This window comes from Cypionkella psychrotolerans (assembly GCF_001294535.1).
Classification (GTDB): domain Bacteria; phylum Pseudomonadota; class Alphaproteobacteria; order Rhodobacterales; family Rhodobacteraceae; genus Cypionkella; species Cypionkella psychrotolerans.
Genome location: NZ_LGIC01000061.1, coordinates 1 through 23,066 on the forward strand (window position 1 = coordinate 1; position 23,066 = coordinate 23,066).

At 59.2% G+C, this 23,066-nt stretch carries 23 protein-coding genes and 1 pseudogene; 15 read left to right on the forward strand and 9 right to left on the reverse strand.

Going from position 1 to position 23,066, the window contains the following annotated elements:
* The 3 genes from AKV04_RS11270 to AKV04_RS11280 all read left to right on the forward strand — a co-directional run.
* On the forward strand, positions 1-831 hold an 831-nt coding region (locus AKV04_RS11270; RefSeq protein ID WP_054006528.1), incomplete at its 5' end, for an IS30 family transposase.
* Between the two features lie 373 nt (positions 832-1,204).
* The gene (locus AKV04_RS11275) at positions 1,205-1,792 is read left to right on the forward strand and encodes a hypothetical protein (protein ID WP_054006529.1); all 588 of its coding nucleotides are present in this window, start codon (positions 1,205-1,207) and stop codon (positions 1,790-1,792) included.
* A gap of 1,172 nt (positions 1,793-2,964) precedes the next feature.
* The gene (locus tag AKV04_RS11280) at positions 2,965-3,333 is read left to right on the forward strand and encodes a sigma 54-interacting transcriptional regulator (RefSeq protein ID WP_156317492.1); all 369 of its coding nucleotides are present in this window, start codon (positions 2,965-2,967) and stop codon (positions 3,331-3,333) included.
* A 926-nt stretch (positions 3,334-4,259) separates the two neighbouring features.
* Here the strand turns inward: AKV04_RS11280 and AKV04_RS25570 are convergent.
* Positions 4,260-4,435: pseudogene (locus AKV04_RS25570) on the reverse strand (YaeQ family protein); the annotation flags it as partial.
* A gap of 341 nt (positions 4,436-4,776) precedes the next feature.
* On the opposite strand from AKV04_RS25570, the gene AKV04_RS11290 reads away from it, so the two are divergent.
* From AKV04_RS11290 to AKV04_RS11305, 4 genes are read left to right on the forward strand one after another with little or no spacing between them, the layout of a single operon-like run.
* Positions 4,777-5,361 (forward strand): HupE/UreJ family protein, encoded by a 585-nt coding sequence (locus AKV04_RS11290; protein WP_054006819.1) that lies wholly within the window; start codon positions 4,777-4,779, stop codon positions 5,359-5,361.
* Positions 5,358-5,963, forward strand: coding sequence for a HupE/UreJ family protein (locus AKV04_RS11295; protein ID WP_054006532.1), 606 nt, complete (start codon positions 5,358-5,360; stop codon positions 5,961-5,963). The genes AKV04_RS11290 and AKV04_RS11295 overlap by 4 nt, the downstream gene beginning before the upstream one ends.
* A complete protein-coding gene (locus AKV04_RS11300) occupies positions 5,963-7,186 on the forward strand; it encodes a tetratricopeptide repeat protein (RefSeq protein WP_156317494.1) in 1,224 nt (407 codons plus the stop codon). Before AKV04_RS11295 ends, AKV04_RS11300 begins: the two co-directional genes overlap by 1 nt.
* Before the next feature lie 29 nt (positions 7,187-7,215).
* On the forward strand, positions 7,216-8,274 hold the full coding sequence (locus tag AKV04_RS11305; protein WP_162232867.1) for a HupE/UreJ family protein: 1,059 nt from the start codon (positions 7,216-7,218) through the stop codon (positions 8,272-8,274).
* A 27-nt stretch (positions 8,275-8,301) separates the two neighbouring features.
* Here the strand turns inward: AKV04_RS11305 and AKV04_RS11310 are convergent, their stop codons facing one another.
* Positions 8,302-8,778 (reverse strand): prepilin peptidase, encoded by a 477-nt coding sequence (locus AKV04_RS11310; protein WP_162232868.1) that lies wholly within the window; start codon positions 8,776-8,778, stop codon positions 8,302-8,304.
* Between the two features lie 211 nt (positions 8,779-8,989).
* Here AKV04_RS11310 and AKV04_RS11315 point away from each other — a divergent pair, with 211 nt between their 5' ends.
* Both AKV04_RS11315 and AKV04_RS11320 read left to right on the forward strand, forming a co-directional pair.
* A complete protein-coding gene (locus AKV04_RS11315; protein WP_082351611.1) occupies positions 8,990-10,636 on the forward strand; it encodes a DUF4331 domain-containing protein in 1,647 nt (548 codons plus the stop codon).
* A gap of 3 nt (positions 10,637-10,639) precedes the next feature.
* Positions 10,640-10,870 carry a hypothetical protein gene (locus AKV04_RS11320; RefSeq protein WP_054006537.1) on the forward strand — a complete coding sequence of 77 codons (231 nt, stop codon included), beginning with the start codon at positions 10,640-10,642 and terminating at the stop codon, positions 10,868-10,870.
* An 85-nt stretch (positions 10,871-10,955) separates the two neighbouring features.
* Here AKV04_RS11320 and AKV04_RS11325 read toward each other — a convergent pair whose 3' ends face one another.
* Genes AKV04_RS11325 through AKV04_RS11335 form a run of 3 tightly spaced genes read right to left on the reverse strand, consistent with a single transcriptional unit; the run spans position 10,956 to position 13,566 of the window.
* Positions 10,956-11,840: a type II secretion system minor pseudopilin gene (locus AKV04_RS11325; RefSeq protein ID WP_054006538.1), complete on the reverse strand. Its 885-nt coding sequence runs from the start codon at positions 11,838-11,840 to the stop codon at positions 10,956-10,958.
* A 2-nt stretch (positions 11,841-11,842) separates the two neighbouring features.
* Complete coding sequence (locus AKV04_RS11330; protein WP_054006539.1) at positions 11,843-12,412, reverse strand: type II secretion system protein GspJ; 570 nt, start codon at positions 12,410-12,412, stop codon at positions 11,843-11,845.
* A gap of 29 nt (positions 12,413-12,441) precedes the next feature.
* Positions 12,442-13,566: a penicillin-binding protein activator gene (locus tag AKV04_RS11335; protein WP_156317495.1), complete on the reverse strand. Its 1,125-nt coding sequence runs from the start codon at positions 13,564-13,566 to the stop codon at positions 12,442-12,444.
* A 5-nt stretch (positions 13,567-13,571) separates the two neighbouring features.
* Here AKV04_RS11335 and AKV04_RS11340 point away from each other — a divergent pair, with 5 nt between their 5' ends.
* Positions 13,572-14,273 carry a hypothetical protein gene (locus AKV04_RS11340; protein WP_156317496.1) on the forward strand — a complete coding sequence of 234 codons (702 nt, stop codon included), beginning with the start codon at positions 13,572-13,574 and terminating at the stop codon, positions 14,271-14,273.
* Between the two features lie 6 nt (positions 14,274-14,279).
* Here AKV04_RS11340 and AKV04_RS11345 read toward each other — a convergent pair whose 3' ends face one another.
* Genes AKV04_RS11345 through gspL form a run of 4 tightly spaced genes read right to left on the reverse strand, consistent with a single transcriptional unit; the run spans position 14,280 to position 18,578 of the window.
* Positions 14,280-15,527, reverse strand: coding sequence for a type II secretion system F family protein (locus tag AKV04_RS11345; protein WP_054006542.1), 1,248 nt, complete (start codon positions 15,525-15,527; stop codon positions 14,280-14,282).
* Positions 15,528-15,529: 2 nt separating this feature from the next.
* Positions 15,530-17,017: a GspE/PulE family protein gene (locus AKV04_RS11350; RefSeq protein WP_054006543.1), complete on the reverse strand. Its 1,488-nt coding sequence runs from the start codon at positions 17,015-17,017 to the stop codon at positions 15,530-15,532.
* Positions 17,018-17,019: 2 nt separating this feature from the next.
* Positions 17,020-17,499: a type II secretion system protein GspM gene (gene gspM, locus AKV04_RS11355; protein ID WP_054006544.1), complete on the reverse strand. Its 480-nt coding sequence runs from the start codon at positions 17,497-17,499 to the stop codon at positions 17,020-17,022.
* Positions 17,496-18,578 (reverse strand): type II secretion system protein GspL, encoded by a 1,083-nt coding sequence (gene gspL / locus AKV04_RS11360; RefSeq protein WP_162232869.1) that lies wholly within the window; start codon positions 18,576-18,578, stop codon positions 17,496-17,498. The genes gspM and gspL overlap by 4 nt, the downstream gene beginning before the upstream one ends.
* A 201-nt stretch (positions 18,579-18,779) precedes the next feature.
* On the opposite strand from gspL, the gene gspG reads away from it, so the two are divergent.
* From gspG to gspD, 5 genes are read left to right on the forward strand one after another with little or no spacing between them, the layout of a single operon-like run.
* Positions 18,780-19,298 (forward strand): type II secretion system major pseudopilin GspG, encoded by a 519-nt coding sequence (gene gspG, locus AKV04_RS11365; RefSeq protein ID WP_082351612.1) that lies wholly within the window; start codon positions 18,780-18,782, stop codon positions 19,296-19,298.
* Complete coding sequence (locus tag AKV04_RS11370; RefSeq protein ID WP_054006546.1) at positions 19,298-19,822, forward strand: prepilin-type N-terminal cleavage/methylation domain-containing protein; 525 nt, start codon at positions 19,298-19,300, stop codon at positions 19,820-19,822. Before gspG ends, AKV04_RS11370 begins: the two co-directional genes overlap by 1 nt.
* Positions 19,819-20,199, forward strand: a complete 381-nt coding sequence (gene gspI / locus AKV04_RS11375) for a type II secretion system minor pseudopilin GspI (RefSeq protein WP_054006547.1) — start codon at positions 19,819-19,821, stop codon at positions 20,197-20,199. The genes AKV04_RS11370 and gspI overlap by 4 nt, the downstream gene beginning before the upstream one ends.
* 13 nt (positions 20,200-20,212) lie before the next feature.
* Positions 20,213-21,055, forward strand: a complete 843-nt coding sequence (locus tag AKV04_RS11380; RefSeq protein WP_054006548.1) for a type II secretion system protein N — start codon at positions 20,213-20,215, stop codon at positions 21,053-21,055.
* Positions 21,056-21,067: 12 nt separating this feature from the next.
* Complete coding sequence (gene gspD, locus AKV04_RS11385; protein ID WP_054006549.1) at positions 21,068-23,050, forward strand: type II secretion system secretin GspD; 1,983 nt, start codon at positions 21,068-21,070, stop codon at positions 23,048-23,050.
* Positions 23,051-23,066 lie beyond the last annotated feature (16 nt).

A 23,066-nucleotide genomic window follows, 5' to 3' on the forward strand; every position in this document is an offset into this window, starting at 1 on the left:
GTGCTGCGCAAGCGGTGCGGACGGCGGCAGAAGCTGGTCAAGGGTGGGTGGCTTCATGACTTTGTGCGGGGCAAGCTGGTCCACCGGCGCTGGTCTCCCGAGCAGATTGCGTGCAGGCTCAAGTCCATGCACCCCGACGATCCAACCCGCCTGATCAGCCATGAGACGATCTACGCCGCGATTTACGCGCAGCCGAGGGGTGGGTTGAAGGCCGAGATGATCGCGGCCTTACGACAGCACAAACCTTCCCGCGGACTGCGGCGAACAACGCTGGCGGGCGGCTCCATCGCCCCGGAATCATTGAGGATCATCCACCGCCCCGAAGAGATCGAGGCCCGTCTGGTGCCCGGCCACTGGGAAGGCGATCTGATCAAGGGCGCCTTCAACCGCTCGGCGGTGGGCACGGTGGTCGAGCGCAAGACCCGCTTTCTCATTCTCAGCAAAATGCGCGGCTGCACCGCTGACGCGGCGTTGGAGGGGTTTACCCGCCAGATGAAACGCCTGCCTGCCGTGCTGCGCCGGTCGATGACTTACGACCGGGGCAGCGAGATGGCCTGCCACCCGGAGCTGGCGCGTCGACTGAAGATCGACATCTGGTTTTGTGATCCGCATGCCCCCTGGCAGCGCGGCAGCAATGAGAACACCAACGGCCTGCTGCGCCAGTTCTTCCCCAAGGGCACCGATCTGAGCACCATCAGCCAGACCGAACTCAACGACGTGGCGCGCATGATGAACCAGCGACCCCGCAAAACCCTCGGATGGAAAACACCCGAAGAAGCCATGGCCGAAGAACTCGCGGCCTTCAGATCAAACGTTGCACTTGAAAGTTGAATCCGCCCTGTCATAACTATCTGTAATTACGATAAAGATCAAGGAAGGCCGTCTAAAAATGGGACAGTTGAAATTGAAAATAGGGACAGCAGTGGGACGGTGGGGGGACAGCATTGGGACAAACCTAATAAAGGTATAATACAAGAAGAAATAAGGGAGAAAGAAGAACAACTCCCGTTCGCGGATTTCTGGGCTTGCTGGCCGAACAAGACCGCAAAGCAACCAGCCGAAAAGGCCTGGAGGGCGCTTTCACAACCAGATCGGATCATAGCCTTGGAGAACGCTGTGCCTTGGTTCAACGACTGGCGAAAGCGACACCCCGACGCATCCCCAATTCACCCCGCAACCTATCTCAACAAAAAACGGTGGACCGATGAACAGCAATCCGCAATCCCTCTCCACGGTGGCGCATATCCACCTCGCCCAACGGCAAGACCCGGCGATGGTCGTGGCACAGTTGACGCATTTGCTACGGTTGCCGCTCGCTACGCACACCCAACGCAATGAGGTAGCCGCGCAAATGGAAGCTCTTTCCCATCCCGCCAGCCCGGTTTGGATTTTGGCCCGCGTCGCGGCGCTGTTGAATCCCTATTACGAGAAAGACACCCCGCAAGCCATCCGAGAGATGGAGGCCGAGGATTGGTTGGCAGCCCTTGAGGGTAAGCCAGAGTGGGCCATCACTGCCGCTGTGCGCTGGTGGTTGGGGGAGAGCAACGACAAGCGACGCAGCCGTCCATTTCAGGGCGATATTGCAGCGCGCGTGTTAGTAGAAACCGAAGCCTTGCGCGCCGGATCAGTGCGCGTGCGCGCGTTTGACGCGGGTATGCTTCCTCGGCCCTCCGAACCGGAGCACAAGATGTTGACCGTGGAGGAGCGGCGCGCCATCGCTGTGGCAGCTGGACTGCCCGATCTGTCCGGTCTCGCCAAGCCTTTCCCCACGTCTGGGGAGACCACACCATGAACTTTGACGGCATTGAAAATCGTTGCAAGGCAACTGGGCGAAGGCAGCCCCAACCAACATAACAACAATCTAGCTTGTGGACCGATGCAAGTGCGGCAATGGGCGCGCAATTTAACGATGGTAGCCATAGATTGACGTTGCAGAATACTTTGATACCGGCCCGGACAAACTGCGAAAGCCGATGATGTACGGAGAAGCCTCTACCGCAGCTTCACAAGCGCCGTTCGACTGGAAGTGAAGCAGGCCCAGAACGGACATTGGGACATTTATTCTAGCTCGGGATGTGGTGGAGGGCTGGTGAGACAGATTCATTTCGGCATCGAGAGAGCTCGTCGATGGTTCGACTACATTGCCAGTCAGGATCAAAGACATCCGAACCGAGGCAAGATTGAAGGTAAGGCCGTTGGCGTTTCTCAGTCGATTGGCCCAGCGGCGCGACGCTAGGGGGCGCCTCATTAACGGCAACCTGCGAAGATATCTCCGTCGTTGGTCTGTTACGCGCGATGACCAGCCCCGTAAAAAACTGAATTGGCCGCGCCCGTGCTTTGTTTCAAATCATCATCCCAATGGGAGCTAGCCTGCAGCTCTTCACTGCGACTGCATCAATAATTCGCTCAGCGCCAAGAAGCGGTGCTTCCCCAAACCCATCACTGCAGGGCTTGCTGAAGTTTGCACTGCGCCAGACAGCGCATGTGTGCGCAGCCGGCCATCGTGGAATGTCCCACGCATCAACTCCGTAGGAGCAAGTAGGCCGAGAGAGTGCAACTATGATGCTGAATGCCTAGCATCATAGTCCCCGCATGCGTCATAATACGGAGCCCACACCTTTAACCCGGAACAACTTTGTTAAAACCCGGAACGTATTGGCGCACGTTGCCTACTTTGGCGGCGCGGCGAAAACTTTTGGCGCAAGCTTCTTGATTTGGTACGTATGAAAGTCGGTGCTGCCAATGTGCACACGATCCTGACGCTGCAAGATTGGCATCGCCACCTTGGGGATTAGGTCAAGATAACCCGGAACAAGGCGGCTCTTCGGCAGGTTTACCCGCTTACCTTGCCATGGTGCGGGAGAACGAAAAACAATCGACGCCGCGAAGCTGAAGGAAGGCCTTCATCCGCAAGTACGTCGCATCTCGGCCGATTCAGTTCTTCTGGCCTTCGGTGGCGGCGTGTTGTCTCTCGATATGATTGACGCGGTGGAGTTGGATGCGCTGGCCTTGCTGCTGCAGGCGCTTGAAACCACGGGCTATTATCGGGTCGGATCCGACAGCGAAGTCACCAGAAAGTTTCAGCTGATCGCCGCGGCCAGCTGTGATCTGTGGCCATTGATCGCGGACCGCCGGTTGAGGCCCGATCTGTTTGCCTTGCCGAGCCGATGGGCCCTCCACATGCCTCCCCTGCGCGAGCGTCGCGGCGACATCGCGGCTAATTGTCCACGCGATGCCACGCTATGGGCGCTTTACCCGCGAACCCGGCACACCCTGGACTGGCACCTTCCGCGATCTGTCTGCTCCGATCCATTGGCTCTGTACTTTGGGTGACCGCGGGCGCGTGACGCTGGCGGCGGTTGACGAGGAGATCGTGGCGTTGACCAAGCAGTGGAACGCCTTGCGTCGGAACGCGAACCGCTCCTTGCTGTCTGAACTTTTTGCCGGATACCGACCAGCTGGATGAATTTGACCCTGCTCAATTGGCGGCGATCATTCGTGGTTGCCGCAAAACCTAAGTCTGAGCGCCGCAGGCCGCAGGCTGCTTGAGGCGTCAATGCTATCATTTTGAGGTACTTCTCAGCTTGCATGCTATCAATTTGAAACCTGATGGAAACCGGCTCATCGCGTCCAAAAACCGGGCATCGGCCGGAACCCGGAACGACTAACGCCGGAACCCGGAACAAGCTGTCTGACCGGGAACAATATACATATAAATCAAACGTATGTATGGATACGCTGACCCAAGTTGGTTTGGGCATCCATTGATTGTGGGGAGCCATACCGTTCCATAACCCGGAACAAATTCGTGTCACGCTCAGATAACAACGGCTTTGGAGGCCTCAGTTAGAAGGCAAACCACGTCCAAAATGATGGTCGGAGATAGCATTTTCTTGCCGTGTGGAAATGAGACCAATTCGACCCAAAGTGCTCTAACCGGCCAAGATCGGCGACACAAAGAGCTCGCCCACTTCTCTCACTGCCTATGGCCATTGGATCAATCATGGCTTCGTCGCTTTCGGCCCAGAGCTGCTTGTCAGCCACGGTCGATGCTGCATGGCCGCATACCCTGAAGCGGCCGTTGAGGAGCAGAGTAACAAATTCACTCCCACAATTTCATCCATGCGGGACATTCTCAACGTTCGCTACGGCGGGAACGAATGTCTACCGTGCAGGGGAAAGCGGTATGCTGGGTATTAGAGTGCAAAACCCGTGTCTTGAGGTGCCCTTGATTTTCTAGACACTGCCGTGTTCAGTTCGGCTTTGGCGCAGGACTGACGCATTACCTTCTCGCTGGCAAACCCTAGGGCCACACACACATCAAGCTAGCCGCTCAGGCTTTTTGCCAAATGTCTGGCTCGTCATCCGTTGAAAGGCCGTTGGTCATTTCCAGGTTCTCATGAGCATCTAGGGCAAAAGCGACAATGCGCACCATCAGCCGTTCATCCTCCCCAACTGATAGCACGATCTCGAGCGGCTCCTCGTACCCCACCGCCGCCGTTCCACTCTCAGAATATCGCCACGCATCGCAAGCCCCGCATGTGGCACGTCGCCAACGACGTCGCTGCACGTGCCTTAAACAATCAGACGGAACTCCAACAGGCGATGATAATCGGCCGGGCACCCAACAGCCGGATATTTTCGAAGAAAAGTTGCTATCAAATGAAACTTCTTTTCGTTTCCCAAGGTATATCGAGGATAGAAATGAGAATGATCGATGTATTTCGCGGTCGTTTGATGACACTCAAGTGTCTCGGCCGCCATATGGGAGACTACATGCAGGGAAAAATTCGTTTGCAAATGGTGGTGGCGCTCGCGTTGCTCGCACAGCCCGCATTGGCGCATACCGGCGAGGATGTTGGCGGGTTTATGACGGGGGTGATGCACCCGATCTCGGGCCTTGATCACGTTGCGGCAATGGTTGCGGTTGGGTTGTGGGGTGGCATTCTTGGCAAGCCGGCGCTGTGGTTGTTGCCTATCACGTTTCCGTTGGTGATGTGCGTGGGTGCAACGCTTGGCATCGCAGGCGTGCCGTTTCCGGCGGTTGAAACCGGCATCGCGCTGTCTGGCGTCGTGCTTGGCGCAATGGTTTTGTTCGCGCTGCGCCCGCCTTTGTGGTTGGCGATGGCGATGGTCGGCATTTTCGCGATGTTCCACGGCTATGCTCATGGGGCGGAACTGCCGACCTCGGCCAGCCCGATTGGTTATGCCGCGGGCTTTGTGCTGGCCACAAGCACTCTGCATCTGATCGGCATCGCGATTGGTCAGCTTTGGCAATGGCGCAGCGGCAAGGTTGTTGTGCGGGCGGTTGGCGCGGCTATCGCGCTGGCAGGTGGCGCTTTTCTGACCGGTTTGGCATGAGACTGCGCGTCGGCGTCGTTTTACTGGCGCTGACGCCACAGGCTGCCGCTGCCCATGGCACGCTTGCGGGTGGTGGTGGGTTTTATGCCGGGATTGAGCATCCGTTTCTCGCTTGGGAGCATACGATATTGCTGATCGGCCTCGGGCTACTGCTTGGGCGTTTGGGGCGTATGCGCGCGCGGCTGCCGTTGTGCGGCTTGCTGATCGGCCTTGGCGCGGGGTTGATCTTTGGCCCAGCCTTGGGCTTCCCGGGGTCCGGTGTTTCGATTTTGCTGTTGGCGATGCTGGCGGGTGCTATCGTTGTGCTGATGCTGCCTGTGCCGATGCTGCTGCTTGCGGTGCTTATGCTAATGGGTGGTGTGGCGGTCGGGCTGGACACTGGGGTGCCACCGCCGCCTGATATGACGGCAATCGAGCTTTATGCGCCTTATCTCGGCGTCGTGGTGGGGGTATTCCTGATCGTGCTGAACGTGATGGCGCTTGCCTCGCTGGCCACCCGCCCGCCCTATACTATCGCCGTGCGTATGGTGGGGTCTTGGATCATTGCCATCGCCATGATGGTGTTGGCGCTGCATTTGCGTCAAATCACCGGAGCGGTATGATGATGGGTCGAGGTTTGCACTATAGCCCCGGTTTTCGTCTGGCTGCGACGACGGTGCTAGCCTTTGGCCTTGTTGTGGGCATGGTCGCGCTGCAAACGCCGCAGTCGAACACGCGCCACACTGGCCACCGTGATCCAGCCGAGGTGGTGGCCACGCTGCATACGGGGGGGCGCAGCTATCCCGCTGCGCTGCGCGATTTGCTGATTGCCGCTCGTGCCGCACCAAATGATATAATCGCCGCCAAGGCCGCCGCGCGCGCCCTGATTGATGAGGGCCGAACTGCGGGCGACAGTCGCTTGGTTGGCGCCTCGCTGGGCGTATTGCGGCCCTTCATGGCGGCGGATGATGCCGAGATTTTGACGCTTGCCGCCACCGCGCGGCAGTATCAGCATGACTTTCTAGGTGCGCTGATGCTGCTGGACCGTGCTATCGTGCTGAATCCGCGCGATGCAAATGCGCTGCTGATCCGCGCCACCATCCATATCGTGCGCGGTGATTTTGCGACAGCCGAGGCGGATTGCCAGAGCATCAGTGCCCTGCAACGGCCCGATCTAGGCTTTTTGTGCGTAGCGACCGCCGAAACCATGACCGAGCGTGCGCCTGCCTTTGCCGACAGGATTGCGAAGGTGATGGCAATGCCGCAGGTTTTTGATCCGGCGCTGATCCCCTATGCGCAAAGCCTGCTGGGCGAAATCGCAGCGCTTCAGGGACGAAACGACATTGCAGCGCAACATTTCACCGCACTGCTTGCGATGGACCCGTCAGACATCAGGGTGCGTCTGATGCTGGCGGATCTGTTGATACAAGACAGTAAGCATGAGGATGTGTTGGCGCTGCTGACACCCGCGCCTGACGTGGATGGCGTGCTGATCCGCCGCTACCTTGCGGCCACGTCGCTTAAGCAAGCGGATATCGCCGACCCGGCCAAGGCGGAACTGGGGCGGCGCGTTCGGCTTAATCTGGATCTTGGCCTGACCGCACATGCCCGCGAAGAGGCGCAGTATTTTCTGCTGGTCGCCCCCGACCCAGCGCAGGCTTTGGCGCGCGCGCAAGTCAACTGGGCTCTGCAGCATGAAATCGACGATCTGCGCTTGCTGATCGCGGCAGCCGTTGCCGCCGATCAGCCCAAAGCGGCAGTGCCAGCGCTGGCATGGATGGCCAAGGTCGGAATTGTGGTGCCAACGCTGATCATTCCCGATGCGGTGAGAGAGGCGGCAAAATGAGGCATGCCTTTGCGGTAATGATACTCTGCTTGCTGGCTTTTCTTGGCGTTAACAGTGCCCAAGCCCATGAAACCACGCGCTCTTACCTAACCCTGACCCGTGACGGTAAGGCGGCGGATCTTGGCATCCGGGTGGCATTTCGTGACATCGAAGTCGCCGTATGGATGGATGAGGATCTGGACGGCCAGATCACCTGGGGTGAGACAGAGCGACGGCTGCCAGCGGTCAGTGCCTATATCGCCTCTGGTCTGACGCTTGAGACCGGCGGTGCTTGCACGCTGACGCAAACCGGGGCTGACACTTCGACCAGCGGCGGCATTGAATATCTTGATGTCAGCTTTGCCGCCACTTGCCCAAGCGCCATAGCCCCGTTGACCATAGCGACGCGGCTATTCGCCGAGATTGATCCTGATCACCGCATGTTCGTGCAATCGTCGATGAACGACACCAGCACCTCGACGTTGTTAAGCCGTCAAGAGCCCTCGGTCACGCTATCGGGCGACAGTGGCGGTGCGCTGGCGTCTTTCATCAGCTATTTCAAAGCCGGGGTCGAGCACCTGCTGGCGGGTGCTGACCATATGCTGTTCCTGCTGGTGCTGATCCTGCCTGCGGCCTCCGCAACGGGTTCAGCGAGAACCTCTGCCTTGCGGGTACTGACGGCGGTGACGGGCTTTACCCTTGCCCATGCGGTCACGCTGACGGCTGCGACCACGCAACTGTTGCGCCCGCCGCCGGATGTGATCAACGCGCTGATTGCCCTATCGATTGCGATAACCGCCGCCGATAATATCCGCCCGTTCATCCCGGCGCCGCGCGCGGCGGTTGCGGCGTTTTTCGGCATCATCCACGGCTTTGGTTTCGCGTCCGCGTTGGGGGCGTTGCAACTGACGGGGGGCAGTTTCGTGCTGGCGCTGGTTGGCTTTAATCTTGGCATCGAAGTGGCGCAGATCGGTTTGGTGCTGGTGATGATGCCCGCGCTGTACATGCTGGCGGGTGGGCGGTGGCTGCTGTGGTTTGGTAGCGGGCTTGCCGGGATCGCAGCGCTTTGGTGGTTCTGGCAACGCGTGCTGCCGTTCTTCCCCGGATGAGATAATTTTAATCGCCGAAACTGGCCGCTAAACTTGAGTCCACAGCCAAACCAGCCAGAATGCCAAGGCAAGCCATGGGCCAAAGGCCAGATGGGCTTGGTGTCTGAACTGCTGCATCAGCAGGGCTTGGATCAAACCCCCGATTGTGGCCAGCAGCAAAACCATCGGCAGGTTTTGCCAACCCAGCCAAGCGCCAGCCGCCGCAAACAGTTTGGCATCGCCAAGCCCCAAACCGTCGATCCCGCGCAGGCGAAAGTAAGTTTCGCCCAAACCCGCAAAAAGCGCAAAACCTGCGGTCGCACCGATTATGTGATCCACGGTCAAAGTTTGCGGATTTACCGCTGCAAGCGCCAAGCCAATGCCAATCAGTGGCAGGCTGAGTTTGTCAGGAATTCGCAAGCTTTTGATATCAAACAATGAAATAGCCAAAAGCATCACGAACAGCACGATTGTGGCCGCGATAAAAAGACCGGGCGGCAAACTATCAGTGAAAGGTTTAATCACTTTTTCTTGATCCATAAATGTGAAAAAAAGTGACAAGGGGTGAAACTTAGTCATACGCCCGCGCGTTTCTGATCTGACGCGTAGAAATCGGCAATCCTCTGCGTCTCCAAGCGTCGCGTCATCTTAGCTGAGTTCACTACGTCGATGATGGTTAATGCGTCTCATAAAGATAATCTTAGTGGCCTCGACATGCCACCCCTCAGGAGGAATTATGAAAGTTAGAACCCGTTATATGCTCGGGACGATGATGGTGGCTGTGCTTGCAAGTGCAGCGCCCTCGGTCTGGGCTTCAAGCCACAGAGAAGCGCCCGGCATCGCAGGCATGCCGCGCGTCGATGCGACCGATTTTTACATGTTTCGCAGCTATGAACCGGGTCGCGATGGGTATGTCACCCTGATCGCGAACTATGTGCCGTTGCAATCGCCTTACGGCGGGCCAAACTATTTTGAGCTCGACAACGACGCTGTCTATGAAATTCACATCGACAACGACGGCGATGCAAAAGAAAACCTGACCTTCCAGTTCAACTTTGACAGTGCGTTGATCGAGGCTGGCAAAGGCAAGACTTATGAGATCGGTGGTGTTTCTGTACCTGGGCCGTTGCGTCAGGCTGGTCAAATTGGCAGCGCTACCAATGACCCGAACATCAATGAGACGGAATCCTACACCGTCAAAATGATCAGCAATGACCGCCGCAAAGGCACTATTGCGGATGTGACCAAGGCGGGCGGTTCTAGCAAAGTGTTCGCCAAGCCGATCGACAATATTGGCAACAAGACCATCCCGGATTACAACAGCTACGCCAACAACCACATTTTCCCGATCACCATTCCGGGTTGCGCACAGCCGGGCCGGGTTTTCGTCGGCCAGCGTGCCGAGGCTTTCGCGGTTAATTTGGGCGAAGTGTTCGACCTTGTGAACCTTGTGCCGCTTCAGGGCGCGTCTAACGCGGCTTACCCGCAATACGACACGGCAACGCCCTTTGCCGGCGGCATGGTTCAAGACCGAGCAAACGATGATGTTGTCGGAGAATCCAACGTAACATCGCTTGCGCTAGAGCTGCCGATTGCTTGCGTCACGGGTGCCGGCAATGGTGTGATCGGGGCTTGGACCACGGCAAGCCTGCCTCAGGCGCAGTTGCGTGATCCTTCGCCGACTTACAACGGCACCACCCGTCAGGGCGGCGCATTGGTGCAGGTGTCGCGGCTTTCCGCGCCGCTGGTGAATGAAATCGTGATCGGTTTGAAAGACAAAGATCTGTTCAACGCGGCAAAGCCGACGCAGGACGGCGCTTTGGCGACTTATGTGACCAACCCGGTGTTCCCGGCTTTGCTCGACGCATTGTTCCGCACCGCAGTTGGGGCGACCTCAAACATCGCGCCAAGCAACTTTCCGCGCAATGATCTTGTCACTGCCTTCCTGACTGGCTTTCCAGGCGTGAACCAACTTTCCACTGTGACCGGTTCGGAAATGATGCGTCTGAACACCGCCTTCCCGGCAACACCACGGGCAAATCAGAACACCTTTGGACTGGTTGCCGAAGATCTGGGCGGTTTCCCGAATGGCCGTCGTCCGGGCGATGACGTGGTTGATATCGAGCTGCGCGTTGCTATGGGCGCATTGTGCCACGATCTGCCGCTTGGTGCTGAGCTTGGTGTTCCCGGTGCAGTTGAAGACACACCGACCGATCTGGTGAACCTGAACTTGTGTGGAGCGGATCGCGATGCCAGCATGGCTGCCGCTCCCGTTGGTACTGCGGCTTTTACCGATGGTGCGCCGATGAATGCCACCGAACTGCTGAATGCCTTCCCTTATCTGAACCCGCCGATCCCCGGATCGCCGAACAACGAGGGCTGATCCATGACACGGAAAGGAAAACTGCTTTCGACCTTTGCAGCTTCGTTGGCTTTGCTGGCGGCCTGCGATGGCAGTGATGGCGTGATGGGAAATCCGTCGGCCCAATTCGGCAACCAATTCGCCGCGGCTTTCAACGCGAAACCTAACGCCGCTGCGAAAGATGATCCCAATCTGGTCATCACCTACAAAGGCGTGACCGGGGTGAACTACACGGCGGACCCGCTAGATATCTAAACTTTAGCCCCCGTAGCTTTGGCTGCGGGGGCTTCATTGAATGATGGCGGCGGTTTCTGACGGCCGCCATTTTCATATCGTGCTGTCAGGGCGCTGCGGCGTATTTGGGCGGCTCTACGGTGCCCAGCGGGTTTTGCCGGAAGATCGCCTCCACTTCCGGCCCGCCACGCGCGGTGCTGCGCTGCAAAAGTGTCTGCATCCGCTGTGCCGTATCTGCGATGGTGACACTGGTTGTCACCTCGAAATAGCGAGAGACAAAGCCAACACCCGGCGCCAAGATCACCCCCGCAGCGGTCAAATCGGCTGCGGTCAGAAAGCCTTGGCGCTTGCGAATGCCCTGCAACCTGCCAGCCTGAACCGGATTGTCGGTGATCACTGCAAGTAAGGCTGCGGGCGCGGTGTTGATGTTGATATCGGTGCGTCCGGGCAGAACGGTGGCAAGTTGCGACAGCCGTGCCACTTCGTCGGGTGTTAACCCCGCTTCGGCGACCAGATCGGCCATCCGCACCAGGGGTTGCGGCTGCACCAGCCTTGCCGCGATGCGCGGGGCAACATCGGCAGGCAAATCAAGGCGTTTCACAATACGTTGCAAAATTTGCGCGCCAAGTGCGCCACTCAGCGGCAGATTGTTCAGATTGAACCGACTTTGCGCATCCTCAATCTGCAACGCGAAGGTGCCGCCTGCAATTTGCACCTGTTGCTGTCCGACCAAAGCCCAAACCTCGGTCATGTTGTCGGTGGTGGGGGCCACTGTCATATCGCGGCGCAGCGCTACGATGGCACTCGCCTCGCCACCCGAGATCAGCGCAAGCGCTTGGCCTGCCGAACTGAAGCGTTGGCTGCGCAGGATCGCAAGATCAGACAGGCTGATCATCGCGTAAACCACCGAGGCAGTCAGTGCCAGAATGACCAGAACGTTGATCAGTACAACGCCGTTTTCCGCTGTGCGCTTTTCTGTTGGCCGCGCCATGATCAACGCGCCTCGCCAGGCAACACCACGACGCGGCGCAGGTGATTGCCGTTTTCTGCCAACGTCACGGTGAGGGAAATTGCCAACGGGTTAGGGGTTGCTTGGCCGGGTAAGATCACCCGATCAGCGGGCGGCCAAACCGACCCCCAGCCGCCACTGGCTGCGTAAAACTGCCATTCAACCGCAGCCACGCCATGCAACAGCGGTTGACGCGCCGGATCTGAGCCGGCTTTTGCCGCAATATCACGGAACAGGGTATCTTGATCCACTTCGTAGCGCAGATTGACGCTGCCGCCCGCAGCATCGGCTGCGTTGCGTTGCAGGCTGACAGATGCCGCCCCCGCTGCCGCATCTGTCGGGGGTGGGTCTAGCACCAACGAGCTGTTGCGCGCTTGACTAAAATCTAACGTAATCAGGTGCATCGCGCGTTGCAATTCGGCCAACCGCTCTAGCCTGCCTTCGGTCAGACGCTGGGTGCGCAAAACCTGATCCAGCATCGAAAACCCGGCAACACCGATCAGCGCAAAGATTGCCAAGGCCACCAGAACCTCAACCAGAGAAAAGCCGGCCATCGGGTCGCGCCGTGTGGCCAGGGGCTTTTTCACGTCCCCGCAACTTCGCCCAAAACGACAATGCTGCCGTTCTCGATACCCAGCACGGTCAGATCACGTTGACAGCGGCCATCGGGTAGAAAGCGAAACGCTCCCAGAACGCCGGTAAAGCCTGCGGCACGCGTTACACCTTTGCGCGAAAGCGCGCCGCCATCGCCCAGCCCCACCGCAAGCAAAGCCGCATCATAGCCAAGGGCTGCAACGGTGCCGGGTTGTTCGCCAAATGCCGCGTCAAATCGGTCTGCAAATGGCAAAAACAGATCAGGCGGCGGCGCTGCAAACCAAGCCCCCGCCAGATTGGTATCACTTTCGACAGCGCCGACGCCCCATTGCACCGAGCCAAGCAGTTGCACCCCGCTGCCTTTCAATTCGGCCGCAAAAGCCTTCAATGTCGCCCCACCATCTGGCAGAAAAACCGCCTCGGGCAACCGACCGCCGCCCGCAGTTTTCAGCGCTGACACCAATCCACCGCTTGCAGGATCGCGCAGCAGTGTCGCCGTCAGGGTGATGCCCCCCGCCGGAGCGATGCGATTTGCTGCGGCGGCAGTGGCTGATCCCAGCGGGCCGTCGCGCGCCACAATGGCGATCCGCGTCAAACCTTGTGCGCGGGCATAGCTGAACATGGTGGAAACCGATTGCCCCGGGGTGATGCCCATTACAAACGCACCACGCGGTCCCAAAGAGTCGTCATTCGAGAAGGTGATCACCGGCACTTTGCCCGCAACCGCCAGCACGCTGGGGGTTTGATCAGATTTCAGCGGACCCAGCAGCAGTTTGGCCCCGGCATCCAATGCCTTTTGCGCCGCCGCCGCAGCACCTTCGGCGGTATCAGCAGTGTCATAGACTTTTGGCGCGGTGCCTGCCGCTGACGCTTGCGAGACAAGGCTTGCAGCCCGCGCCATATTCTGGCCCAAAGCCGCAGCAGAACCTGTTAAGGGTAGCAACAACGCCGCATCGCGGCCACCAGCACCAGACGCTGCCTTAAACGGGCCTGTGGCAATGCCAGAGCACCCCGCCAAAGCGCCAGCCAGCACCGGGAGACTAACGCTTGCAACAAATGAGCGACCAAACCAACGACGGGTCATATGGCTGGCGGCGAGTGGCGCTTTGGTCATTGGTCGTGCTCCTGGGTATTGCGGCGTTTTTAGGCTCGGTCATCACTTATATGCCTGCGCGCTTTGCGGCGGAACAAATCGGCTTGCCGTCAGACAAGGTGCAGGTGTCAGGTACGATTTGGAATGGATATTCGCGGTTGGGCGACGCCCATGTGCTAACTTGGCAGACATCGGGTTGGGAAAGTTTGCGCCGGATGGCCGTTGTGGTCAACTGGCACCTGACCGGACCGCAGACTGATCTGATGGGACGTGTTGCGGTGCCGTTGCCGCCAGAGCCCAATCGTGCTGAATTGGATGCGGTGCGCGGCAGTATCGGCTGGCCATTGGTCGAATTGGCATTGCCAGATCTGCCGATCCGCTGCGATGCAACTGCGGTTTTCGATGGCTTGCAGATCAAGCTCATCCCCGGCGTTAGGCAGGGTGACGGCATCATTTCAACCTCACCGGGCCGTTGCGAACGCCTTGATGCCGACATGCCCGCCGTACCGACGCCTGCGTTAAGTGCCGCCATTAGTTTTGACAGCGACGGGCTGGTGGCGGTTCTGGTGCAAACAGATCTGCCGCAAACAGCGCTTGCGACCCTGCGGCTGAGCAACGCCGACCGCATCATTGTGACCATCCATCCAGCCGGTGCGGCCTTGGTGCCGGGGATGCCGTCAAGTGCCGATTCAGAGATCGAATTGCCCTTGGCGACGCTGTTCCCCTAAGCGCCTTCATTTGGTGACCAGCCCGTTCATCGACACGATCGGCAGCAAGATCGCCAGAACCATCACCATCACCATGCCGCCCATCAATAGCAGGATTGCGGGTTCAGCCAGCGCCACCAAGGCGCGCACCCAAGCATCCAGATCGCGCTGCTGATCGGTGGCCGCGTGATCCAGTGCCGCGCCCAGATTGCCCGAGGCCTCGCCGCTTGCGACCATCGCCACCAACATCGGCGGGAACACGGCGGCCTCGTCCATCGCGCGCTTCAGACTACTGCCTTGGCGGACTTTCTCAGTGACCTCGGTGACGCGGGCGCGCACATACAGGTTTGGCGTCACATCAGCGGCGGCCACCAAAGCCTCAAGCAGCGGCACGCGGCTTTGTACCAAGGTGGCAAGCGTGCCGGCAAATTGGCTGGCGTTCATCCGCTGCACCAGTTTTGCGGTAAGGCGGCCTTCGGCCAGCAAGCGGTGCCAGCGCAGTTTGTTCTGCGGCACGCGCAACCAGCGCCCCCAAGCGAAAACGCCGATGACTAGGCCCGCCGCCGCATAAAGACCATAGCCGCGCACGAAGGCAGAAACTGCGATCAAAGCACGGGTCAGAAATGGCAAATCGGTGCCACGTGACGTGAACACCCGCACAATATCGGGCACGACAAAGGCCATCAGCAACGTGATAATACTAAGGCTGACCACCGCCAAAAGCGCAGGGTATAGCAGTGCCAACTGCACGGTCTGGCGATTGCGGGCGCGGTTTTCCACGAAGCTGGCCAGATGCGTCATCACCTGATCCAGCTTGCCAGCAGACTCGCCCGCGCGGACAGAGGCGCGGTAGAAATCCGAAAATATCAGCGGATAGGTTGCAAGCGCATCGCCAAAGCTTCGCCCTTCAAGCACAGAGGCGCGCACGTTCAACAGCGGACCCGCTACTTTCGGCGGCATGCCTTGCGCAATCGTCGACAGCGCATCCTCTATCCGCAAGCCAGAGCCGATCAGCGTCGCCATCTGCCGGGTGATCAAAGTCAGCGAGGCCAAGGGTATCCGAGGCCCCGATTTTGCCCCGACTGGCGCTTTTGAGGCAGAGGCGAATGGGGCCTTAGATACCTTTGCGGCAGACCGCGCGCTTGCAACGACTTCCAACGGTAACAAGCTACGGGCGCGCAGCTGTTGGCGTGCGGCGGCAACAGACACAGCTTCCAGCATACCGTTTTGCGGCTTGCCTGCATCGTCCAGCGCTTTGAACCGGAAAGCTGCCATCGCTATGCCTCTTGCGCCACACGGGCGACGTCTTCAACCGTTGTCACACCCGCCCGGATTTGCCGCAAGCCATCGGCAATCAATCCCGGCCCGTCCAGCCGCGCCTGTGTAGTCAGATCGGCCTCTGATGCGCCCGCATAAATCAAAGCCTCGATCTCGCGGTTGATTGCCACAACTTCATAAATACCCGACCTGCCGCGATAACCTTGACCCTGGCAGGCAGTGCAGCCGCAAGCGCGAAACAGCGCGTCGCCCACATTCAGCCCTTCGATCAGGGATGCGTCGGTCGCTGTCGCCGTGTCTTGCATCCGACAATCCGAGCACAAGCGCCGCACCAACCGTTGTGCCACCACGCCCACCAACATCGGTGCCAACAAAAACCGCTCGACCCCCATATCGACCAACCGAGACACTGCCCCCACCGCCGTGTTGGTGTGCAAGGTGGACAGCACGAAATGCCCGGTCATCGCCGATTCAACGGCGACTTGCGCGGTTTCGCGGTCGCGGATTTCGCCGACCATGATCACATCAGGATCTTGCCGCAAAATCGCCCGCAAACCGCGCGCAAAGGTCAGATCAGTGCGCGGATTGACCTGCATCTGGCCGATGCCATCGACCGAATATTCAATCGGGTCTTCTACTGTCATGATGTTCCGGCTTAGATCATTCAGATGATCGAGTGCGGCATAAAGCGAGGTGGTTTTGCCCGAACCCGTCGGCCCGGTGACCAAAAGCATACCATCAGGGCGCGCCAACAATCGGGCGAACACCTCAGCATCGCGCGGCGACATGCCCAGCCGGTCTAAGCCGAACCGGGTGGCGTCGCGGTCCAGCAGGCGCATCACCACCCGCTCGCCATACTGCGACGGGATTGTCGAGACGCGAACATCCACCTCATGCCCACCCACCCGCAGCGACACACGACCATCCTGCGGCAAGCGTTTTTCGGCAATATCAAGCCGCGCCATCACCTTGATCCGACTGACCAGCAACGGGGCGAGCGAGCGCTTTGGTTCGACCATCGAACGCAGCACCCCATCAATGCGAAACCGCACCAGCAGTTTACGCTCTTGGGTTTCGATATGGATATCCGAAGCGTTTTCCTTGATCGCCTCCAGCAACAGCGCGTTGATCAGGCGGACAACCGGGGCATCCTCGGATTGATCCAGCAGATCATCGACTTCGGCGGTGCGGTCGGCAAGGCTGGCCAGATCATCATCCGCGCCAGCCGCATCCGACGCATCGCTGGCATTGTCGCGGTAGGCGGCGGCCAAACGCGCATCAAACAGCGCCTCTGACAGTGGCTCCAGCCGCAAACCTTTGCCTGCGACGCGCTGCACCTCGATCAGCGCGGAGACAGTGGCGGCAGGCCGCAGCACGCAAACCGGTCCCTCTGGCCCGGTTTCCAGCAGCACGCCGTGCTGGCGGGCAAAGGCATAGGGCAGGCCCGCACGGCGGGGCGGCGGCGGTGTGATCTGCGCATCTGCCATGATTATCTTTCCAACGCGAAGGTTGTGGTGACAACGCCGGGGGCGGGTCTGCGGGTCATTTCAAGATCGCTGACAGACAGACCATGTTCGCGTTTCAACGCCTCAAGCCACAGGATCACCTGATCAAAACTTGCTTCTTCCAACACCACCCGCGCGCCACCGCCCTCGGCCTCAAGCCTGCGAATAACCAGTTGAGCAGTGGCGGCGGAATCGGTCAAGATCACCGGGACAGGGCGGTTGTCCACGATGGCAGCCGCAGCGCCGCCCGCCGCAAAAGCCGGGTTTTCCAGTGCCGTCAGCCCCGCGTCATACAGCGCAATCTTGTTTACCAGATCGGTCCGGTACTGGCGCAACGGTTGCCAGATAAGTGCGACACCGACCCATAGCAGCGCGCAGGCTGACAAGACCCCCAACAACAGCCGTTCGCGCGCCGTGCGTTGCTCAAACCAATCCTGCGCGAGGGCGAAGTATTTGTTGGTCATGGTCTGCCTTGCCGCAAAGTCATCTGAACCTCGGCAGCGCCATCGCCCGACGTGGCAGCCCCCGCAATCACCCCAAGCCCTACCGCGCTAAACGCTGTCTCGGCCGTTTGCAGCGCGGCAAGATCAGGCGCCTCCATCGTCAAAGCCAAGCTGTCGTCGGCCTTGGAAAACCGCAAAGCCTTGATCTGAACTGTGCCCGTCTGCGGCTGCAACGCGCCAAATGCCTGCGCCAGCAAAGGCAAAAGCCGCCCCGCGCTTGCAGGTTGCTGCGCCGCCAGTACCGAAGTCAGTGCTGTGGCCACGTCGCCCTCAACGCTTTGGCCATGCGCCTGCATCGCCGCACGCACAGCATCCTCTTTGGCCGCCAAGATGCCATTCAAGCCTACGACATCCAGCCCAAGCAGCGTCATATGCCCAATCGCGGCAATCGCCAGAATGATGCCCAACATCCGCGCGTCTTTCGGCAAACCTGCGCGCCGCCGCGCAAAGCGGCCAGAGCGCAGATCAAACCCCTTCAGCCGAGGATCAATCACGGGGGTAAGTTGGCCGTGCGAAGTCACCGTAACTTCGGTAGGCAGATTGCCGCCGAGCAGCATTACCCCCGGCGCTCCGGCCGATTTCCACAAGGTTGGCAGCATTGAGGTCGCCGCCGCAAAACCAGTGCCATCTGCCATCCGCACCAGCGCGCGATCTTGTTGCGCCAGCACCGCCCAATGGCCTCGCTCTGGCACTTGCAGCGCCAAAACATCTGGCAGAACAGCCTCAGCGCTGTCAGGCATCGCTGCAATCAGATCCGCCATCACCGTGGTGCTGACCACCGCAACCAGCCATGATCCAGCGTTAGTCGCATCATTCAGCTGCGGCCCTAAGACAATATGAACCTGATCCAAAGGCTGGGCAATCAACTCCTCGACCGCGAAGCCCACCACAGCACGCCGCTGGGTTGCGGCCATTTTCGGCAAAGTGACATTCAGCAAAAGCACATCTTCACTGGCTATCCAACGGGGGACACCAGCGACAGCAAAGGTGTTCGCGGCGATCACAGCCGGAGCCAGAAACGGGGCACTATCTTTTTTCAACGCAGTTTTCGGGCGCAAGCGCGACGGCCACAAAAACCGCAGCGAAGGACCAAGCGCGCCGCTTATGCTTTTGTGATCAATCATGTTGTCACATCGGCTCCTCTTTGAACGCACACGCTGCAATATTTATGATACGAAGTGAAACCAAATAAGTTGCAACGCGTATGTCAGATATAGGTGTCCTCAAGAACGGATGTAAAGATGATCGCGTTGGCCAAGCTGTTCTCGATCCGTATCAAAAGCTTGCGGCAAACTTTGTCGGCTCGGTTGCCTGTTGCATCGACACAGGCTAAGCGGGCGCACGACAGCGGCGTGACGCTGATCGAAATGATGGTTGTGCTGGTGATCATCGGCATCGTCGCGGCCTTGGTTGTGCCCAATGTTATCGGCAGACCCGATGAGGCGCGGGTGGCCGTGGCAGGCGCGGATCTGCGCAGTGTTGCCGCCAGCCTTGAGATGTACCGACTGGACAACCGCACTTATCCGACCACAGAGCAAGGCTTGGCGGCGCTCAGCGAGCGACCTTCAGCAGCACCGCTGCCGATCAGTTGGGCAGCGGGCGGCTATTTGCCATCGCCACCGGTAGACCCTTGGGGCCATCCCTACATCTACACGTCGCCCGCCGAAAACGGTCCCTACGAATTGATCTCGAACGGTGCGGATGGTGTGCCCGGCGGCGAAGGTGCAAATGCTGATATTCGCCATGGCGCGACCAACTGATGACGGTGCAACCGCACCCAGCGATCCCGCCAAAGAAGGTGCGGCTTGGCCGGGAAAGCGGATTAACGCTTGTCGAAATGCTGGTGGTCTTGGCGGTGATCGGGGTTGCAACTGGGGCAACCATGCTGGGGTTGAATGCCGCCGACAGAGGATCACGGGCGCAAACAGAAGCGGTGCGGCTGGCAAGCAACCTGTCGCTTGGGGTGGATGAGGCCATGGTCGCAGACACCCCACTTGCTTTGATCTGGGATGCCGACGGCTACAGCTTTGCGGCATGGTCTGAGCCACAGAGCGATTGGCAGCTGGCCATGCCGGGTATTTTGGGCACGCGGCATGACTTGCGCGACCCATTACAGCTTGTGATTGAAGGCAAGGACAGCAATGATCCAATCATGATAGAACCCAGCGGCTTGGGCCCGCCGATTATGTTTGTGTTTTCGTCGGCATCTGATGCCAACAGCGCCGCATGGGTTGTGGATTTTGATGGCTTTTCGGCGACGGCAAGGCCGAAGGAGGCGATGTGACCCAGACCCGCAGCCCCGACGCAGGCTTTACCCTGATCGAGACGCTGGTGGCGCTGGTTATTCTGGCGATGTCGGCGATTTCGCTGTTGGGCGCGACCGAGGCGCATATTGGCAGGATCGGGGCCTTGGAAAATCGGGCTGCGGCACAATGGGTGCTGGAGAATTATTTGGCCGAACTGACGCTCGGCCTGTCGCCTGTGACGGCACCCGATGCCATGAATGGCGTGAGTTTTAGCGTCGAGGTCAACAACACCCCGACGCAAGACCCTGATCTTGAACAGGTTGACCTTGTGGCGCGGGATGCAACAGATGGGCGCGAGTACAACCATCTGATCGGCTTTGCCGATATGGCCGCCAAAAACCGGCTGTCGCAATGAGCGGGGTTTCTCAATGATCGCGCGCATTCCGAAACTGCCGATCTGGGCGCTGGCGGCGGCAACCTCGATTTCGCTGGGCGCATCGGCCGGGCCAGTGTTCTGGCGGGTTAGCGGTAACGATGCAGGCGTGCGTACGGCGTCAACTCAAACCCCATCTGCCGAAGTCGCACGCTTTGATCTGACGCCGATTCTGAGCTTCATGCCCTTTGGCACTTCGGTCGTGCAAGCTCCGGTGCAGGAACTGTCGGGCGAAACCAGTCTGGGGCTAGTTCTGCTTGGCGTCACGCTTGCACAACCCGCCTCAGGATCGCGCGCTATCATTGCAGGCGGCACTGGTCCCGCCCGCGCATTTTACATTGACGAGGATATCACCCCCACCGCCACCTTGGCAGCGATCGAGGCGGATCATGTTGTGTTGGATGTGGGCGGGCGGCTAGAGACTTTGTCCTTCGCCAAGCGCGGTGACGCCGCGGCTGTGGTCAATAATGCTGGCCCTGATCTACGCAATCTGATCCCTTCGGCGGCAGCCGCTGCCACACCCGCTGCAGGTTCAAACGAGCCTGACGCCGTTATTGCGCGCTATCGTGCCGCCATCGCAATGGATGCTCAGGGGGTGCTGGATCGGCTCGGGTTGCAAGCAACTGCTCAGGGCTATCGGGTGACTGAAAACGCCTCAAGCGGTGTCAAGCAGGCAGGCTTTAAACCTGGCGATGTGGTTACGACTGTGAACGGCCAAAAAGTAGGCGACATCCCGGCAGATCAAAGCTATTTTGATCAAGTGGCCGCATCGGGTCGCGCACGTGTAGAGCTGCTTCGGGACGGACAGACCATCGTTATGTCCTTTCCTTTGCGTTAATCAGAGGCAGCCTTGAAAATACCTTTTGTCATTCTCTCCATCCTGATTGCGCTGCTTTTGCAGTTTGCAAGCCCTGCCATCGCGCAGATCATGCCAAAACCAGCGACTTTCGTCATCAACCTGCGCGACGCCGATATTCGCACCCTGTCAGAACAGGTCTCGGACATCACTGGGCGGACTTTGGTGCTTGATCCGAATGTGACAGGGACTGTCACGGTGATCTCGACCGAACCGCTGAACGTAGATGGTGTGTGGGAGCTTTATCAATCGGTGCTCGCAGTGCAGGGCTTTGCGGCTCTGCCATCTGGCAAACTTTGGCGGATCGTGCCGCAAGCCGCGATCCGTGAGGGCGGCGGTGTGATTGCGAACAGCGATGATATTGGCCGCCTTGACGTTGTCACCAAGCTTGTCCAACTGAAAAATTTCCCTGCGACGACCGCCGTGGGTGCCTTGCGCCCGCTGGTGGCCAGCTTTGGCTATATTGAGGCAGTGGTAGATACCAACACACTGGTGATCACAGATACCGCAGAAAACGTCCGCCGGATCGAAGACATCGCTTTGGCTCTAGACGCCGACACCGGGCAAGAGGTGTTCTCGATCCAAGTCAGGAATGCCGATGTGGTGGCGGTGGGGGCCGCAGTTGACGGCGTCCTGAAATCTTCAGGCACCGAAGGCGGCGTGGCGCGCGTCACCGTCGATCCGCGCTCGAACGTTTTGTTACTGAAATCAAACCGTGAAACCTATGAAATGGTGCAGCGCATCGTGGCCGAGCTGGATGTGCCGGGCAAAGCCATTCCCTCAACCGTGCCGGTGACGCGGGTCTACAAACTGCGTTACGCCGATGCGACTTCGATGGCTGAGGTTCTGCGCGGCCTGATCGGCTCTGGCAGTGTGGTCAGCAACCCCGTGGCCGAAGCGCTGCCGCCCGACGCTGCAATTGGCGGCGAGGGTGAACCGGCCGTTGATACGCCCCCAAGCCCGCCGCCCGTGACGTCGCTTGCCGCTGAAGATATCACCATCCAACCAGCCATAGAAACCAATGCGGTTGTGGTGCGTGCCCGCCGTGAAGTGCAATCTGATCTGGCGGCTTTGATTGCCGAATTGGATCAACGCCGCCCGCAAGTGCTGATCGAAGCCGCGATTGTTGAAGTGTCAGGCGATATATCAGAGCAACTTGGCGTGCAGCTTGGTTTTGGCAGCGCAGCCCCGCCCGGAGGCTTTGCGGCTACCTCGTTTTCACCGAATGGTCCTACTTTGGACAACATTCTCACCTTGCTTGGCTCGCCCGCTGCGGTCGGAGTTGCCGCATCGGGGCTTTCGATTGGTTTGTCGCGGCAGGATAAATTTGGCTTGTTGTTACAAGCGCTTGGCCAATCAACCAAAGCCAACCTGCTCTCTACCCCCAGCATCACCACGCTGGACAATCAGGCGGCCGAGATCGTTGTCGGCCAAAACGTACCGTTCCGCACCGGCACATTCACGGGCAACGGCAACACCCAAAGCACGATTGAGCGGCGTGATGTCGGCATCACCATGCGGGTGCTGCCAAGGGTAAACCAAGGCGATGTGATCCAGTTGGACATCACCCAAGAAGTCTCCTCCCTCGCCACCGCCGCAGTCGCGGGGGCAGCCGATATCGTCACCAACCGCCGCAGCATCAAGACAACGGTTTTGGCGGATAACGGCGGCACCATCGTGCTGGGCGGTCTGATCACTAATGACCGTCAAAGCAGCAGATCAGAGGTGCCGGGGCTTGGCAAACTGCCGATTGTCGGCGGCCTGTTCCGCTCAAAATCCGACTCATCGCGCAAGCAGACGCTGTTCGTGTTCTTGCGCCCGACCATCCTGCGGTCGCGCAATGATGTGGCCGCGGTGGCAGACAACCGCTTTCAGCGCCTGAAAGCGATCGAATCCAATCCCGGTGAGCCCAAAAGCCTGCTGGCAGAACCCAAACCAGTCCGCCGCCTTCCGGTCGAGATTGACGGATTGTATTGAAATCTTGCCGTCAATG

Bases quoted from the DNA above. Each gene is read 5' to 3' on its own strand.
- AKV04_RS11300 (WP_156317494.1), top strand. From the start codon at position 5,963: ATGATGGGTCGAGGTTTGCACTATAGCCCCGGTTTTCGTCTGGCTGCG.
- AKV04_RS11295 (WP_054006532.1), top strand. From the start codon at position 5,358: ATGAGACTGCGCGTCGGCGTCGTTTTACTGGCGCTGACGCCACAGGCT.
- gspM (WP_054006544.1), bottom strand. From the start codon at position 17,499: ATGACCAACAAATACTTCGCCCTCGCGCAGGATTGGTTTGAGCAACGC.
- AKV04_RS11315 (WP_082351611.1), top strand. From the start codon at position 8,990: ATGAAAGTTAGAACCCGTTATATGCTCGGGACGATGATGGTGGCTGTG.
- AKV04_RS11320 (WP_054006537.1), top strand. From the start codon at position 10,640: ATGACACGGAAAGGAAAACTGCTTTCGACCTTTGCAGCTTCGTTGGCT.
- AKV04_RS11330 (WP_054006539.1), bottom strand. From the start codon at position 12,412: ATGGCCGGCTTTTCTCTGGTTGAGGTTCTGGTGGCCTTGGCAATCTTT.
- gspG (WP_082351612.1), top strand. From the start codon at position 18,780: ATGATCGCGTTGGCCAAGCTGTTCTCGATCCGTATCAAAAGCTTGCGG.
- AKV04_RS11370 (WP_054006546.1), top strand. From the start codon at position 19,298: ATGACGGTGCAACCGCACCCAGCGATCCCGCCAAAGAAGGTGCGGCTT.
- AKV04_RS11350 (WP_054006543.1), bottom strand. From the start codon at position 17,017: ATGGCAGATGCGCAGATCACACCGCCGCCGCCCCGCCGTGCGGGCCTG.
- AKV04_RS11345 (WP_054006542.1), bottom strand. From the start codon at position 15,527: ATGGCAGCTTTCCGGTTCAAAGCGCTGGACGATGCAGGCAAGCCGCAA.
- AKV04_RS11275 (WP_054006529.1), top strand. From the start codon at position 1,205: ATGAACAGCAATCCGCAATCCCTCTCCACGGTGGCGCATATCCACCTC.
- AKV04_RS11325 (WP_054006538.1), bottom strand. From the start codon at position 11,840: ATGGCGCGGCCAACAGAAAAGCGCACAGCGGAAAACGGCGTTGTACTG.
- AKV04_RS11335 (WP_156317495.1), bottom strand. From the start codon at position 13,566: ATGACCAAAGCGCCACTCGCCGCCAGCCATATGACCCGTCGTTGGTTT.
- AKV04_RS11290 (WP_054006819.1), top strand. From the start codon at position 4,777: ATGCAGGGAAAAATTCGTTTGCAAATGGTGGTGGCGCTCGCGTTGCTC.
- AKV04_RS11380 (WP_054006548.1), top strand. From the start codon at position 20,213: ATGATCGCGCGCATTCCGAAACTGCCGATCTGGGCGCTGGCGGCGGCA.